16 protein-coding genes and 1 riboswitch are annotated in these 13910 nt (G+C 73.2%); of the genes, 10 read left to right on the top strand and 6 right to left on the bottom strand.

What is annotated here, in order from left to right:
* Positions 1 to 13: 13 nt before the first annotated feature.
* Both mycP and ACTMSW_RS16730 read right to left on the bottom strand, forming a co-directional pair.
* On the bottom strand, positions 14 to 1201 hold the full coding sequence (gene mycP / locus ACTMSW_RS16735; protein ID WP_441181769.1) for a type VII secretion-associated serine protease mycosin: 1188 nt from the start codon (positions 1199 to 1201) through the stop codon (positions 14 to 16).
* A gap of 72 nt (positions 1202 to 1273) precedes the next feature.
* Positions 1274 to 1615 carry a helix-turn-helix transcriptional regulator gene (locus tag ACTMSW_RS16730; RefSeq protein WP_441181531.1) on the bottom strand — a complete coding sequence of 114 codons (342 nt, stop codon included), beginning with the start codon at positions 1613 to 1615 and terminating at the stop codon, positions 1274 to 1276.
* Between the two features lie 200 nt (positions 1616 to 1815).
* Here ACTMSW_RS16730 and ACTMSW_RS16725 point away from each other — a divergent pair, with 200 nt between their 5' ends.
* On the top strand, positions 1816 to 2505 hold the full coding sequence (locus ACTMSW_RS16725; protein WP_441181530.1) for a carbonic anhydrase: 690 nt from the start codon (positions 1816 to 1818) through the stop codon (positions 2503 to 2505).
* Between the two features lie 61 nt (positions 2506 to 2566).
* Here the strand turns inward: ACTMSW_RS16725 and ACTMSW_RS16720 are convergent, their stop codons facing one another.
* Together ACTMSW_RS16720 and ACTMSW_RS16715 are read right to left on the bottom strand one after the other, a co-directional pair.
* Positions 2567 to 3580 (bottom strand): coiled-coil domain-containing protein, encoded by a 1014-nt coding sequence (locus ACTMSW_RS16720; protein WP_441181529.1) that lies wholly within the window; start codon positions 3578 to 3580, stop codon positions 2567 to 2569.
* 4 nt (positions 3581 to 3584) lie between these two features.
* A riboswitch (cyclic di-AMP (ydaO/yuaA leader) is annotated at positions 3585 to 3715 on the bottom strand.
* A gap of 166 nt (positions 3716 to 3881) precedes the next feature.
* A complete protein-coding gene (locus tag ACTMSW_RS16715) occupies positions 3882 to 5231 on the bottom strand; it encodes a YibE/F family protein (RefSeq protein WP_441181528.1) in 1350 nt (449 codons plus the stop codon).
* 302 nt (positions 5232 to 5533) lie between these two features.
* On the opposite strand from ACTMSW_RS16715, the gene ACTMSW_RS16710 reads away from it, so the two are divergent.
* Complete coding sequence (locus ACTMSW_RS16710; protein WP_441181527.1) at positions 5534 to 6151, top strand: DUF305 domain-containing protein; 618 nt, start codon at positions 5534 to 5536, stop codon at positions 6149 to 6151.
* 143 nt (positions 6152 to 6294) lie between these two features.
* On the opposite strand, the gene ACTMSW_RS16705 is transcribed toward ACTMSW_RS16710, so the two are convergent.
* Positions 6295 to 6597 carry a metal-sensitive transcriptional regulator gene (locus ACTMSW_RS16705; RefSeq protein WP_441181526.1) on the bottom strand — a complete coding sequence of 101 codons (303 nt, stop codon included), beginning with the start codon at positions 6595 to 6597 and terminating at the stop codon, positions 6295 to 6297.
* Positions 6598 to 6692: 95 nt separating this feature from the next.
* Here ACTMSW_RS16705 and ACTMSW_RS16700 point away from each other — a divergent pair, with 95 nt between their 5' ends.
* From ACTMSW_RS16700 to ACTMSW_RS16680, 5 genes are all read left to right on the top strand, one after another.
* Positions 6693 to 6902, top strand: a complete 210-nt coding sequence (locus ACTMSW_RS16700) for a heavy-metal-associated domain-containing protein (RefSeq protein ID WP_441181525.1) — start codon at positions 6693 to 6695, stop codon at positions 6900 to 6902.
* 36 nt (positions 6903 to 6938) lie between these two features.
* Complete coding sequence (locus ACTMSW_RS16695) at positions 6939 to 7925, top strand: hypothetical protein (protein WP_441181524.1); 987 nt, start codon at positions 6939 to 6941, stop codon at positions 7923 to 7925.
* A gap of 12 nt (positions 7926 to 7937) precedes the next feature.
* Positions 7938 to 10193 carry a heavy metal translocating P-type ATPase gene (locus tag ACTMSW_RS16690; RefSeq protein ID WP_441181523.1) on the top strand — a complete coding sequence of 752 codons (2256 nt, stop codon included), beginning with the start codon at positions 7938 to 7940 and terminating at the stop codon, positions 10191 to 10193.
* Between the two features lie 127 nt (positions 10194 to 10320).
* Positions 10321 to 10494: a CsbD family protein gene (locus ACTMSW_RS16685; protein ID WP_210833190.1), complete on the top strand. Its 174-nt coding sequence runs from the start codon at positions 10321 to 10323 to the stop codon at positions 10492 to 10494.
* Positions 10495 to 10666: 172 nt separating this feature from the next.
* On the top strand, positions 10667 to 10807 hold the full coding sequence (locus ACTMSW_RS16680; protein ID WP_441181522.1) for a hypothetical protein: 141 nt from the start codon (positions 10667 to 10669) through the stop codon (positions 10805 to 10807).
* Between the two features lie 48 nt (positions 10808 to 10855).
* Here ACTMSW_RS16680 and ACTMSW_RS16675 read toward each other — a convergent pair whose 3' ends face one another.
* Positions 10856 to 11491 (bottom strand): dihydrofolate reductase family protein, encoded by a 636-nt coding sequence (locus ACTMSW_RS16675; RefSeq protein ID WP_441181521.1) that lies wholly within the window; start codon positions 11489 to 11491, stop codon positions 10856 to 10858.
* Between the two features lie 120 nt (positions 11492 to 11611).
* Here ACTMSW_RS16675 and ACTMSW_RS16670 point away from each other — a divergent pair, with 120 nt between their 5' ends.
* The 3 genes from ACTMSW_RS16670 to ACTMSW_RS16660 all read left to right on the top strand — a co-directional run bounded on the left by ACTMSW_RS16670 (position 11612) and on the right by ACTMSW_RS16660 (position 13855).
* Positions 11612 to 11959 (top strand): ArsR/SmtB family transcription factor, encoded by a 348-nt coding sequence (locus ACTMSW_RS16670; protein WP_441181520.1) that lies wholly within the window; start codon positions 11612 to 11614, stop codon positions 11957 to 11959.
* Positions 11956 to 12234, top strand: coding sequence for a hypothetical protein (locus ACTMSW_RS16665; RefSeq protein ID WP_441181519.1), 279 nt, complete (start codon positions 11956 to 11958; stop codon positions 12232 to 12234). The genes ACTMSW_RS16670 and ACTMSW_RS16665 overlap by 4 nt, the downstream gene beginning before the upstream one ends.
* A 118-nt stretch (positions 12235 to 12352) precedes the next feature.
* Positions 12353 to 13855 (top strand): alpha/beta hydrolase, encoded by a 1503-nt coding sequence (locus ACTMSW_RS16660; protein ID WP_441181518.1) that lies wholly within the window; start codon positions 12353 to 12355, stop codon positions 13853 to 13855.
* The last annotated feature ends 55 nt before the right edge of the window (positions 13856 to 13910 follow it).

Genomic DNA, 13910 nt, shown 5'->3' with positions numbered 1-13910 from the left:
AGGTCGGCGAGGGTCAGGTGGTCGGTGTGGGGTCGACGCCCGACGGGCGGCGGCGGCCCGGGCGCCAGCCACGCCGCCGTCCGCGGGCCAGGATCGGCTTGACGGCGAGCAGCACACCGGCGAGCAGCGCGCCCACCGCAGCGGCCCAGAGCGCCACGGTGCGCTGCCCGGCGAGCGGGTCGGTGGGTGCCGGCGGGGCTGCCAGCGCACCGGCCGGCGGGTCGGCGCGCGTGCCCAGCAGGTCGGCCACCGCCCGGTACGGGTTCACCACCCCGTACCCGACCTGGGGGTCCACCCCGGAGGGCGGGGCATCGGCGGTGCGGACCAGCCGGTCGGCGACCTGTTCCGGAGAGAGATCGGGGTGGGCGGCGCGGACCAGCGCGACGACGCCGGAGACGTACGCGGTGGCGAAGCTGGTGCCTTCCCCGGCGGCGAGGTACCCCTCTCCGCCGGGGGCGGGGCCGACGATGTTCTGGCCCGGCGCCGCGACGTCGACGTAGTTGCCGCTGACCGAGGACCCGACGTGGCTCCCCTGCTCGTCGACGCCCGCGACCGCGATGACACCCGGGTACGCGGCCGGGTACGCCGGCAGGTCCTGCTGGTTCTCCGAGCGGTTGCCGGCGGCGGCCACCACGACGACACCCTCGTCGAGGGCCGCACGGACGGCGTCGGCCAGCACCGGCCGGTCCAGGGTCACCAGGGACAGGTTGATCACGTCGGCGTCGTTCTCCACCGCCCACCGGATCGCCTCGGCGATCTCGGCGGGGAGCGCCTCGTCCATGCGGGTCTCGTTGTCCGGCAGGACGCGTACCGGCAGGATCCGGGCCTCCGGCGCGACGCCGCTGAACGGCACGCCGGTGTCGTCGCGGCCGGCGATCAGCCCGGCCACCACGGTGCCGTGCCCGGCCAGGTCGCAGCGACCCTGCTGCGAGGGCAGGCCGTTGAAGTCGCGCCCCTCGAGGACCTGCCCGCGCAGGGTCGGGTGGGTGGCCGAGACACCGGAGTCGATCACCGCCACGGTGACGCCGGCTCCCCGGGAGAGCGGCCAGGCCGACGTTGGCTCCAGCCGGCGAAGCGGCCACGGTGTCGCGGCGGGCGTGCTGTCTCCGGGCGGGCCGCACCGCGGTGCCGCCACGGCTGCCGGAACCGGCGCGACGACCGCGGCACCGAGGAGAACGGTCCCCGCTCCACAGAGGACCATTCCGATCCGGCGTCCGGTACGGCGGGCGGGGCCGGCCCCGCCCGGGCGGATGCTTGCGCGCACGCGGTGAGACTACCGCCCGGAGGGCGCGGAACGGGTGTCGCTGCCGGCCGGCTCGTCGGTGAAGAGGGCGACCAGGTCGCCCACCTGCCGGTCGGCCTCCGCCGGATGCCGGAAGTGCCCCGCCGGGTTCAACGTGTACTCGTTGCGCCGGCCCACCCGGGTGCGGTGCAGGTAGCCACCGGCCTCCAGGTCGGCGACGATCGCCTGGGCGGCGCGTTCGGTGACACCGACCTCGTCGGCGACGTCCCGCAGTCGGGCGGTGGGATTGCGGGCGATGGCGAGCAGCACGTGCGCGTGGTTGGTGAGGAAGGTCCAGTTCCGGGTGCTCCCGGGCTCCCCTGTCGTCGCCATGTCGCCATCGTATGACCTGGCGTTCGGGTTTCGGGTCCCACCCCTGGTTGGAAGGACCACGAACGCCCGTTGTCAAACACATGAAGTGCATATCACGCATACCTTGACGCGCCTTGGCGTGCGTGTGACGGTGGAGGCGGCCCGTGTCCACCGACGGCCGGGGTCCGACCAGGTCCGTCTCGTGAGTACGAGGTGAGCGAATGAGTCGCGTCGAACCGCCCGGCGACCAGCCGATCCCGACAACCCCGCGGCAGGCGCTCGCGGAACTGAAGGCCGGCAACCGGCGCTTCGTGACCGGCGCGCCCCGCCATCCGAACCAGGACGCCGGTCACCGCGCGGCGGTCGCCGACGGGCAGCACCCGTTCGCGGTGGTCGTCGGCTGCTCCGACTCGCGGCTCGCCGCCGAGATCATCTTCGACCGGGGCCTCGGCGACCTCTTCGTGGTACGCACCGCCGGGCACACCCTCGGAGCCGAGGTGCTGGGCAGCGTCGAGTACGCGGTGGCCGTCCTGCGTACGCCGCTGGTGGTGGTGCTGGGGCACGACTCCTGCGGTGCGGTGCAGGCGGCGCGTACGGCGGTGTCGACCGGCACCCCACCCGCCGGGCACCTGCGTGCCGTGGTGGACGGCGTCGTGCCGAGCCTCCGGCGGGCGGAGGCCGTGGGCGTGTCCGACCTCGACGGGATCATCGACATCCACATCGCGCAGACCGTCGAGGCGATGCTGGCCAGCTCCGACGCGCTCGCCGCCGAGGTCGACGCCGGCCGCTGCGCGGTGGTCGGCATGTCGTACCGGCTCACCGCCGGCGAGGTCCGCACGGTGGCTGAAATGTCGGCGGACGGCCCACCGGCCGCGTCGGTCGACGTGCCGGCCGCCGCGACCGCCGCCTGACCGCTACGACGAGAGGGGCGCCCCCGACCGGGGGCGGCCCTCTCGTGCTGTCCGGTGGTCGTCAGAGCAGCGACACGTGGACGTGGTCGGTGTGGTTCGAGGGACCGCTGTACGACTTCCAGCCGGTCGCCGGGAACCAGATCTGCCGGTTCCAGATCACGTAGTAGATGCCGAGCCGGTCGGCGTTGCGGACCAGGAAGGCGGTCAGGTTGTTGCCGTACTTCCGGGTGTCGGTGTTGTGCCAGGGGCTGAAGCCGCTGTTCTGGAGCGACCAGTCGCAGGCGCGGCCCTTGGGATGCTCGTACGGCCCACCCGACCGGTGGCAGCCGACGAACCGGGTGAAGCCGGCCCGCTTGACCTCCTTGTACATGTGCAGCGTCCGGGGAGTGACGCAGCCGGAGGTGGTGGGGTCGTTCTCGCTGCACGACTCGGGCCGCCAGTCGCCGTCCCCCGTCCGGCCCGGTGCGATCTTCGCGACGGGTGAGGTGGCGTTGACCAGGCCGCCGGTCAGGCCGTTGCCGCCGACCAGGTCGAGGGCCTTCTCGGCCGCGACCCGGTCCCGGTTGAGGTCGTTGGTCAGGCGCTGCTGCGCCCGGACTTCGGTGTCGAGCGCCAGCTTCGCCTGTTCCACCCGGGCCTTGACCGCGTTGACCTCGGCGAGCTGCTTGGCGTTGACCATGTTCAGCTCGTCCAGGGCGCCCGCGCGCTGCACGAAGGAGTCGGGGGTCTGGGCCCCCAGCAGCATGGACACGGCGCCGATCCGCCCGGTCCGGTACGACTGGGCGGCGATCTCGTTGACCTGCGGCGCGAGCGCGTCCAGCTCGCGCTGGACCCGCTTGAACTCCTGCTGCAGCTCCAGCTGGCGCTTCTCCGACTTCCTCAGGGCCGCCTGGGCCTTCACGAACTCACGGTTCTTCGTCTCGATGACGTCGTTGAGCAACGTCGGCTGGGCGTCGTGGCCCGAGGGCTTCGGGGGTGTCGGTGCGGCGGACGCCGGGAGGGGCCCGGCGAACACGGCCAGCGCGGCGAGCACGGCCACCACAGGTGTCGACCAGCGGCGTAGGGGTGCCGTCACAATGTTCCCTTCCGTCGACCGCCGACCGGGTTAGCTGACGGGTTCGGGACGGAAGTGGCCCCTACCGCGTGCGCGGATTCACCCCAGGTACCTGGGTCCCCGGTTCGCCTCGCGGCGATTGGGCGGCGGCACCGCAGGCGCCGCTGCGCGCCTTCGGCGGTGACCGGCAGCGAGGTTACCCGACAGTCGTCCTGGGGATCTACGTCCGGAAGCCGACTAAACGAGCTATTTCGAAGCCAAAGCCGATGACCAGTGACGCGACTATCAGGCGGGTGGGTCCGCGTGATCACGCTACGCAGTTTCACCATGCGGTGTCCGTGCTCCTTCCTCGGTCGGGCCACCTGCCGGGGGTGGCGGGCGCGGTGTCCGTCGCGCGGGGGGCGCTGAGCGCCTCCAGCGCCTCCGCCCGTACCGCCGCGCGGGGGATCGGCGGTTCGGCGGGTGCGTCGCCGGCGGTGGCCGTACCGCCCCGTCGGCCGGCCGTGGTGACCACGGCCGCCAGCGCGGTGGTGAGCGGCACCGCGGCGATCAGGCCCAGGGTGGCGACCGCGCTCCGGACGATCTCCTGGGCCAGGAACTCGCTGGTGAGGATCTGGGTCACCGCCCGCGAGTCGGCGGTGAGCAGGAGCAGCACGGGCAGGGAGGCGCCCGCGTACGCCAGCACGATCGTGTTCACCGTGGAGGCGATGTGTGCGCGGCCGACCCGGGTCGCCGCCCGGTAGAGCTGCAACCGGCTCAGCCCGGGGTTGGCGTGCGCCAATTCGGTGACGGTGGCGGCCTGGGTGACCGTGACGTCGTCGAGCACGCCGAGCGAGCCGATGATGATGCCGGCCAGCAGCAGCCCGTGCAGGTCGACGTCGGCCTGGTACATCGACAGCGTCGTGGCGTCCTCGCTGCCGTACCCGGTCAGGTGGGCGGCCGCGGTGGCGAGGGTGCCGAGAACGCCGGTCAGCACCAGGCTGCCGAGTGTCCCGAGCACCGCCACGGACGTCTGCGCGGTCACCCCGTGGGTCAGATAGAGCACCACGAACATGATCAACGCGGCGCCGACGACCGCGACCAGCAGCGGCGACTGCCCGGCGCTGATCCCGGGCAGCACGAAGGTGAGCAGGATGGCGAAGCTCGCCGCGAGGCCGGCGAGCGCGGCCAGCCCGCGCCACCGCCCGAACGCGACGATGGCGGCGGCGAAGAGGGCCACGAGCCAGACCAACGGTGCGCCGCGCTGATGCTCCGCGATGTTGTAGGCGCTGGCCGTCGGGTCGGCCGGGTCGATCAGCTCCACCAGGATGATCTCGTCGCCCGCCTCGACGGTCGGTGCGCCCGGCCCGGCCGGGATCGGCGTCTCGACCTGCTGCCCGGCGTCCGGCCCCTCGTCGACGCGCACGGTCACCCGGCCGCACGGTCCGTCCGCGGCGCCCGGCGACCCCTCCGGGGTGTCGGGTCGCGGCGGGCAGGCTTCGCTGACGACTCTCGTCACGGTGCCGTGGTAGCGGGGTGGCTCGGTGCCCTGGTCCGTCTCGGGGGCGTTGCGGGGCCAGAGCACCAGGGCGGCGACCAGGGTGGCGACGAAGAGGGGGACCACCGTCGCGACGAGGATCCGCCGCACCCCGGGTGGGGTGGACGGAGCGGGACGGGTGTGGTCGGCGCCCATTGCGTGTCTCCCAACGAATCCTCAGACGGGTACGTGCCGGCGAGCCGGTCGGTTCAGAGTTCCGTGAGCCGGAGAGCCATCGGCCGAATGGTAGCCACCGCCACCTCCCGACACCGGTCGCAAGGCCCGGTGTCGGCCGTCGCACGTAAGGAAGGGCCCCCCGTTAACGCCTGCGGTAGAGGAAGGGCCCCCGCTTAACACCGGCCCCCGTCGGCCGGTCGGCACGCTAGCGTGGGCGTGTGCGGACGACGGCAACCGTGACGGCCGGGCGGTGGACCTGGCGGCTCCCGAAAGGTGCAACCGTGAACCCTCGTACCATCGCGCGCCGTGCCGTCCTGGCCGGCGTCACCGTCACCGCCGCCGTCGTGCTGACCGCCTGCGGCGGCGCTGACCACTCGTCCGGCGGGAACCACGGCATGCCCGCCGCCCCCTCGTCGGGCGCGAGCGCGGCGACCGTCGACGACGCGGACGTCATGTTCGCCCAGATGATGATTCCGCACCACCGGCAGGCCGTGGAGATGGCCGACCTGGCCACCGCCCGGGCCGGCGACCCGGAGGTCAAGCGGCTCGCCGGGCAGATCAAAGGTGCGCAGGGGCCGGAGATCGCCACCATGAGCGGCTGGCTGGCCGAGTGGGGTCGGCCGGTGCCGTCGCCCGGGGCCGAGATGCCGCACATGGGCCACGGCATGCCCGGGATGATGTCCGAGGCTGACATGTCGGGGCTGGCGGCCGCATCCGGCCGCGAGTTCGACCGACAGTTCCTGACCATGATGATCGCCCACCACGATGGGGCGGTGACGATGGCCCAGACCGAGCTGTCCGAGGGCGCCGACGCGCGCGCCAAGGACCTCGCGCAGCAGATCATCACGTCCCAGCAGGCGGAGATCGCCACGATGCGCAAGATCCTCGACCGGCTCTGAGCGGAACCGGCCCGCCGGGCGGCACCAGCCCTCGCCGGCCGCCGCCCTCGGGGCCGTGCAGCTTCGGGGAAAGTGCGTCCATCCCGCGTCGGATGGCCACACTTTCCGCGAAGTTGCGAGCGGGGAGCGGGGAGCGGGGAGGGTCAGCCGCGCTTCATGAGGCGGCCGACGGCGGCCATCATCTCGGTGGCCATCTCGTCGGCCCGGCCCTCCGCTGCGCCCTCGTGCATGCAGTGCCGGGCGTGCCCGTCGAGCAGGCCGAGGGCGACCTTGTCGAGGGCGGCCTGGATCGCCGAGATCTGGGTGAGGACGTCGATGCAGTAGCGGTCCTCGTCCACCATCTTCTCGATCCCGCGGACCTGACCCTCCACCCGGCGCAGCCGTGCGAGCAGCTGGTCCTTCGTCGCGGTGTAGCCCCGGACCGGGGCGGGCGTCGGTGTGGTCATGGCGACGAGTCTACCGTACCCCTCGGGGGTATGGTACGTTCTCGGTGTTGATACCCCTGAGGGGTATGATGGGCAGCGGCGAGAGGAGACTTCCGATGGTCACCAGCACGTACCAGGTCACGGGCATGACCTGCGGGCACTGTGTCAACGCGGTCAGCAGCGAGGTGGGCGCCATCCCCGGCGTCACCGACGTCCAGGTCGAACTGGCCACCGGCCAGGTCACCGTCACGAGTGAAGCCCCGTTGGACACCGACACCGTGCGCGCCGCCGTCGACGAGGCCGGGTACGACCTCGCCGGTGCGTGACGGGTCCATCCGACCCGGAGAAACCGAGGTAGCACGATGAACACGGCGATCAAGCTGAGCGGCTTCGCTCTCGGTCTCGCGGCGGTGTTCGGCACGGCGTACGGGGTCGGTCAGGTCGCCGGCCCCGTCGCCCCCGCCGCCGAAGCCGACCACGACGGCGACAGCGGTCATGGCGACGACAGCCACGGCGACAGCGGCGGTGCGGCGGACGACGCTCACCTGCCGGGCGGGTTGCTCGTCTCCGACCGCGGCTACACCTTCGAGCCGGTGGGCGCCCCGAGCGGGGAGTTCGCCTTCCGGGTCACCGGCCCCGACGGGCGGCCGGTGACCGCGTACGACGTCGCGCACGACAAGCGCATGCACCTGATCGTGGCCCGCCGGGACCTGTCCGGCTTCCGCCACGTGCACCCCGAGATGGCTCCCGACGGCACCTGGCGCGTCGACTCCCCCCTGGCCGGGCCGGGGGTGTGGCGGGCGTTCGCCGACTTCACCCCGACCGGCGGGGAGGCGTTGACCCTGGGCGCCGACGTGACCGTCCCCGGGGCGCTGGTCGAGCGGCCACTGCCCGCCCCGGCCACCAGCACCACGGTCGACGGCTACACCGTCACCCTGAGCGGCGCGCTCCAGCCCGGCCGCACCTCCGAGCTGACCCTCGCGGTGAGCCGGAACGGCGCGCCGGTCACCGACCTGGAGCCCTACCTCGGTGCGTACGGGCACCTGGTGGCGTTGCGGCGGGGTGACCTGGCGTACCTGCACGTGCACCCGGACGGGACGCCCGGTGACGGGCGGACCCGGCCCGGCCCGGAGGTGACCTTCTTCGCCGAGGTGCCGTCGGCCGGCACGTACCGGCTCTACCTGGACTTCCAGCACGGGGGTCGGGTGCGCACCGCCGAGTTCACCGTCACCGCGGGCACCCCGTCGGCGACGAGCGCCCCGGCGGCCACGAGCACCCCGGCCGTGCCGGCGCCGCCCACTCCGAGCCCGGGCGCCGACCACGGCACCCCCGGCCACGGACACGACTGACGGGAGCGCGCGATGACGACGACACGCGGGTCACTACCGGTGGCCCCGAACCTGGTCGAGCTGTCGATCGGCGGCATGACCTGCGCCTCCTGCGCGGCCCGGATCGAGAAGAAGCTGAACCGGATGGACGGGGTGACCGCCACGGTCAACTACGCCACCGAGAAGGCCACCGTCCGGTACGCCGACGAGATCACCCCGGCCGACCTGATCGCCACGGTGGAGAAGACCGGCTACACCGCCGTTCTCCCGCCGCCGCCCGCCGCCGCCGGTGCGGAGTCGACCGGCGAGCCGGTCGACGAGCTGCGTGGCCTGCGTACGCGGCTGTGGGTCTCGGCGGCCCTGACCCTGCCGGTGATCGTGCTGGCGATGGTGCCGGCCTGGCAGTTCGAGTACTGGCAGTGGCTGTCGCTGACCCTGGCCGCCCCGGTCGTGGTCTACGGCGGGCTGCCCTTCCACCGGGCCGCCTGGATCAACCTGCGGCACGGCGCGGCGACGATGGACACGCTGGTGTCGCTGGGCACCCTGGCGGCGTTCGGCTGGTCGCTCTGGGCGCTGTTCCTCGGCACGGCCGGCGTGCCGGGGATGACCCACCCGTTCAGCCTGGACATTGCCCGGGGTGACGGCGCCGGCAACATCTACCTGGAGGCGGCGGCCGGGGTGACGGTGTTCATCCTCGCCGGCCGCTGGTTCGAGGCGCGGTCGAAGCGGACCGCCGGGGCGGCCCTGCGTGCCCTGCTGGAGTTGGGTGCCAAGGACGTGGCGGTCCTGCGCGGCGACACCGAGACCCGGATCCCGGTCGACCAGCTCGCGGTGGGGGACCGGTTCGTGGTCCGCCCCGGCGAGAAGATCGCCACCGACGGGGTGGTGGCCGAGGGCAGCTCGGCGGTGGACGTCAGCATGCTGACCGGCGAGTCGGTGCCGGTGGAGGTCGGCCCGGGCGACACCGTGGTCGGCGCGACGGTGAACGCCGGCGGCCGGCTGGTGGTCACCGCCACCCGCATCGGCGGGGACACCCAGCTCGCGCAGATGGCACGGCTGGTCGAGGCGGCGCAGACCGGCAAGGCGGCCGTGCAGCGGCTCGCCGACCGGATCTCGGGCGTCTTCGTACCGATCGTGATCGCCCTCGCGGTGGGGACGCTGGGCTGGTGGCTCGGTACGGGGGCGGGCGCGACCGCCGCGTTCACCGCCGCCGTGGCGGTGCTGATCATCGCCTGCCCGTGTGCCCTCGGTCTGGCCACGCCGACCGCTCTGCTGGTCGGCACCGGTCGGGGCGCCCAGCTCGGCGTCCTGATCAAGGGGCCGGAGGTGCTGGAGTCCACCAAGCGGGTGGACACCGTGGTGCTGGACAAGACCGGCACCGTCACCACCGGCCGGATGACTCTGGTGGACGTGCGGCCGGCGGCCGGCGGTGACCGGGCCGAGCTGCTCCGGCTGGCCGGGGCGCTGGAGTCCGCGTCCGAGCACCCGATCGCCCAGGCCGTCGCGGCCGGTGCGGCGGAGGCCGGCACGTTGCCGGCGGTGACCGGCTTCGCCAACGTCGAGGGCCTGGGCGTGACCGGGTCGGTCGAGGGCCGTGAGGTGGTGGTCGGCCGGCTCCGCCTGCTGCGGGAGCGGGGTCTCGACGTACCGGAGGAGGTCGTGCGGGCGGCGACCGGCGCGGAGGCCGCGGGACGGACGGCGGTCCTGGCCGGGTGGGACGGCCGGGCGCGCGGGATCCTCGCGGTCGCGGACGTGGTGAAGCCGACCAGCCGCGCGGCGGTGGCGCGGCTCCGCGACCTGGGGCTGACCCCGGTGCTGCTGACCGGCGACAACACCACCGTCGCGAGGGCGGTCGCGGCCGAGGTCGGCATCGACGAGGTGATCGCCGAGGTGCTGCCGGCCGACAAGGTCGACGTCGTGAAGCGGCTCCAGGGTGAGGGGAAGGTCGTGGCGATGGTCGGCGACGGCATCAACGACGCCGCCGCGCTCGCCCAGGCCGACCTGGGGTTGGCCATGGGCACCGGGACGGACGTGGCGATCGAGGCCTCCGACCTGACCCTGGTGCGGGGTGACCTGATGGCCGCGGTGGACGCGATCCGGCTCTCCCGGCGGACCCTCGGCATCATCAAGGGCAACCTGTTCTGGGCGTTCGCCTACAACGTGGCGGCCCTGCCGCTGGCCGCCGCCGGCCTGCTCAACCCGATGATCGCCGGGGCCGCGATGGCGTTCTCGTCGGTCTTCGTGGTGGCCAACAGCTTGCGGCTGCGAGGGTTCCGGCCGGTCGCCTGAGCCCGCTGCGCGCCGCCGGTCCTCATTGCGCGAGGGCCGGCGGCGACGCTCGGTGACCGGTGACGGTTCAACCGGGTGGGTCTGGGTACATCAGAGGTGTACCGGCACCAATGATCCGGAGGTTGACATGGGTTTCGACGACAAGATCAACAACACGACCGAGGACGCCGCCGGCAAGCTCAAGGAGGGCGCGGGTCGCGCCACCGACAACGAGCGGCTCGAGGCCGAGGGCCGCAACGACCAGGCCGGCGCCAAGCTCAAGCAGGCCGGCGAGAAGATCAAGGACGCCTTCAAGAGCTGATCCGCGTACGCGTACCGCCGGGCCGACCACGTCGGCCCGGCGGTCCGTGTCCCGCCGACCAGCCCACTCGTTGCCAGGACGGTGCCCTCGTGGTGCCGATCCGGCCCGCACGGTCCCAACTGGACAAGCATCCGTCCCACATGGACAAGTGGTACCCGAACGGGGGTGACCGGTGTCCCGGTCTGTCGTCGTCGCCCGGCGCGCTGCCGCCGTGCTCGCCCTGATCGTGATCGCGCTCGGCAGCCACGAGGCCCGAGGTGACGGGCCGCAGGCGCCGCCCGCCCCGGGCCCGAGCCCCTCCGCGACTCCCTGAGCCGCCGGCCGGCGCGCGCCCCCGTGCCGCACGCCGACCGCCCCGTCGTCAGCGACGCACCCGGTAGGTCACGTGGGTGACCGTCGGGCCGGCCACCACGCGTACCTGCTCCAGGTCCGGCTCGCCGACGTCGACGAAGAGCCGCTCCCCGGCGCCCAGCACGATCGGCACGACGTGGAGCTGGAGCGTGTCGATCAGGCCGGCGGCGAGGTACTGCCGGACGGTGCTCGCCCCGCCCGCGATCGACACCGCCCGGCCGCCGGCCGCCTTTCGCGCCTGGTCCAGCGCCGAGCGGATGCCGTCGGTGACGAACCGGAACTCGGTGCCGCCGGCCATCGGCAGCGGTGACCGCGGGTGGTGGGTGAGCACGAAGACCGGCGTCCGGAACGGCGGATCGTCACCCCACCAGCCCCGCCAGCTCTCGTCCCACGGTCCGTCACCGCCGCCGAACATCCGGCGCCCCATCACGTACGCCCCGACGTCGCGGATCATGTCCTCGACCACGTCGGCGTCCACGCCGGGCCCGCCCCCGTCGACGCCGTGCCCCTCCCGCCACCGGTCGGTGGCGAACATCCACTCGTGCAGGCGCAGGCCGCCCCGACCGACCGGGTCCTGGAGGCTCTGGTCCGGGCCGGCCACGAAGCCGTCGAGGGACATCGAGATCTGACAGGTCACCATGCTCATGCAGGATCGACGTCCACGCCGGCCGGAACTCATCGGTGGCGCGGGAACTTTTCGGGGTCGGTCCACTTGTGACGGTCGTACACACCCGCTAACTTCTATTTGCATGTGCAAGGGGCAGTTGTGACGGGCGATCCTCCGGTCACCGGTGACGAGCTGGTACGGGTGCTGGCGACGCTGGCCAACCCGCACCGGCTCCGGGTGATCGGCGTGCTGGCGCGTCGCCGTGCCTACGTCAGTCAGTTGGCGCGCGATCTGGGCATCAGCCGGGCGCTGGTGCAGGTCCACCTGCGCAAGCTCGCCGCGGCCGGCCTGGTGTCGGCGCACCTGGAGTTGTCGGAGGACGGGAAGGCCATGAAGTACTACGAGGTGAATCCGTTCGCGTTCACGCTCACCCCTGAGACGGTCGCGGTGGCGGCCGAGACGGTGAGCGCAACGGGCGACCAACCGGTGGACGGAGGTCCGGAGTGACCTACATGAGCGAGCACGACTGGACCGAGGTGATCGGCGCGGTCGGCATCTTCACCCTGCTGATCAGCGTGATCACCGTGACGATCGTGCAGGTCGCCAAGACCCGTCGCGCCCGGGCCGCGGGGGCCCGGGAGGACGGGTACCGGCGGCTCGCCGAGATGTCCGTGCAGGCGCAGGAGAGCAACGCCCAACTGCTGGCGGCACTCAACGGCCGCCTCACCGGGATGGAGTCCCGACTGGAGTCCCTGGAACGCGTCCTCAAGGACGTGGACTGAGCCCACCGAGGGCCCCGGGCCGTCGAGCGCCAACTCGACGGCCCGGGTGGAAGAAGCACCACCTCGCCCGAGGGCGAGTTCTCATCGCACTGCTCCTTCGAGGAAAGGACAGCATCTCGTGCTGCGTACGAGCAAATCCGCCCGTCCGGGCGGCAACGCACCCCGGTCGTGTCTGGTCCGGGCCCTCGCGGCCGGCGTCGTTCTCGCGCTCTCCGCTCCCGGCCCGCCGGCGGTCGCCGCGGCCCGGCCGGCCCCCACGGCCCCGACGATCGCCTGGTCGCCCTGCCCCACCCAGCCCGCCGCCGAGTGCGGCGTCCTCTCCCTGCCGGTCGACTGGAGCCACCCGGAGGGGGAGCGGTTCGAGCTGGCAGTGGCCCGGCGGAAGGCCACCGATCCGGAGGCCCGGATCGGGTCGCTGGTGTTCGGGCCGGGCGGCCCGGGCGACTCGGGCGTCGACCGGATCCTCTCCGACGACCGGTTCAGCGCCGAGATGCGCCGCCGGTTCGACGTGGTCAGCTTCGACCCGCGCGGCATCGGCCGGAGCAATCCGGTGGTCTGCTCGGCGGCGCTGCTCGGGCTGCAACCTCAGGTCATCCGTGACCAGGTGGAGTTCGACCGGACGCTGGCCGACAACGCCCGCCTGCGCGAGGACTGCCGTGCGCGCACCGGGCCGCTGTTCGACCACGTCGACTCCGGGAGCGCCGCCCGGGACCTGGACGCGCTCCGCGCCGCACTCGGCGAGTCGCGGCTCACCTTCCACGGCAGCTCGTACGGGACCCTGCTCGGCGCGCTCTACGCGGAGCTGTTCCCGGACCGGGTCCGGGCGATCGTGCTGGAGAGCGTGGTCGACCACAGCCTCGACACCCGCGCCTTCCTCGACACCCAGGCCGCCACCGCGGAGGACTCCTTCGACGAGTTCGTCGCCGCCTGCGAGCGGACGCCGACCTGCCCCCTGCACGGCCGGGACGTCCGGGCCGTGTGGGCGGACCTCCTCGACCGCGCCGATCGGGGCGGGTTGTCCGACGGGTCCGGGGTGGCACTGAGCCCGTCCGCCCTGAGCACGCTCGCGCAGCGCCGGCTGAAGGGCCCGGACTGGCACGGGCTCGCGACCCTGATCGACACGCTGGACCGGAGCGTGTCGCCGACCCGCCCCGCCCCGGCCGGCACGGCCGGACCCGAGGCGGTGGCGAAGAACCCCTTCGCGGTGTTTTGCGCCGACTGGCACCTGCCGGTACGCACCCACCGGGAGTACGACCGGCACCTGCGCCGACTCGCGCGGATCGCGCCCGACGTGCGCTATCCACAGGCCCTCGCCGCGATCGGTGTCTGCCTCGGCACGTCCGCGCCGGTGGCCAACCCGCAACACCGGCTCCGGGTGGACACGGACACGCCGCTGCTGGTCGTCAACAGCCGCCACGACCCGGTCAGCGGGTACGGCTGGGCGACCAACGTGACCCGGCAGCTCGGCCGCAGCGGTGTGCTGCTCACCTACGACGGCTGGGGGCACGGCACCTACACGCGGAGTCCCTGCGTCGGGTCGGCGGTAGACAGCTATCTGATCGCACTCCAGGTGCCGGCGCCCCGCACCCACTGTCCGCCCGTCCCACCGACCGCCTTCTGACGGGCGCGCCCTGAACAACTTCGGGGAAAGAGTGGCCATTCCGCGTCGGATGGCC

It is taken from the genome of Micromonospora sp. BQ11 (assembly GCF_052068135.1).
GTDB lineage: Bacteria > Actinomycetota > Actinomycetes > Mycobacteriales > Micromonosporaceae > Micromonospora.
Note: the sequence above shows the minus strand (reverse complement) of the source record. Positions and strands in the feature narration are given on the sequence as shown.

Bases quoted from the DNA above. Each gene is read 5' to 3' on its own strand.
- ACTMSW_RS16690 (WP_441181523.1), top strand. From the start codon at position 7,938: ATGACGACGACACGCGGGTCACTACCGGTGGCCCCGAACCTGGTCGAG.
- ACTMSW_RS16705 (WP_441181526.1), bottom strand. From the start codon at position 6,597: ATGACCACACCGACGCCCGCCCCGGTCCGGGGCTACACCGCGACGAAG.
- ACTMSW_RS16725 (WP_441181530.1), top strand. From the start codon at position 1,816: ATGAGTCGCGTCGAACCGCCCGGCGACCAGCCGATCCCGACAACCCCG.
- mycP (WP_441181769.1), bottom strand. From the start codon at position 1,201: ATGGTCCTCTGTGGAGCGGGGACCGTTCTCCTCGGTGCCGCGGTCGTC.
- ACTMSW_RS16730 (WP_441181531.1), bottom strand. From the start codon at position 1,615: ATGGCGACGACAGGGGAGCCCGGGAGCACCCGGAACTGGACCTTCCTC.
- ACTMSW_RS16715 (WP_441181528.1), bottom strand. From the start codon at position 5,231: ATGGGCGCCGACCACACCCGTCCCGCTCCGTCCACCCCACCCGGGGTG.
- ACTMSW_RS16700 (WP_441181525.1), top strand. From the start codon at position 6,693: ATGGTCACCAGCACGTACCAGGTCACGGGCATGACCTGCGGGCACTGT.
- ACTMSW_RS16675 (WP_441181521.1), bottom strand. From the start codon at position 11,491: ATGAGCATGGTGACCTGTCAGATCTCGATGTCCCTCGACGGCTTCGTG.
- ACTMSW_RS16685 (WP_210833190.1), top strand. From the start codon at position 10,321: ATGGGTTTCGACGACAAGATCAACAACACGACCGAGGACGCCGCCGGC.
- ACTMSW_RS16695 (WP_441181524.1), top strand. From the start codon at position 6,939: ATGAACACGGCGATCAAGCTGAGCGGCTTCGCTCTCGGTCTCGCGGCG.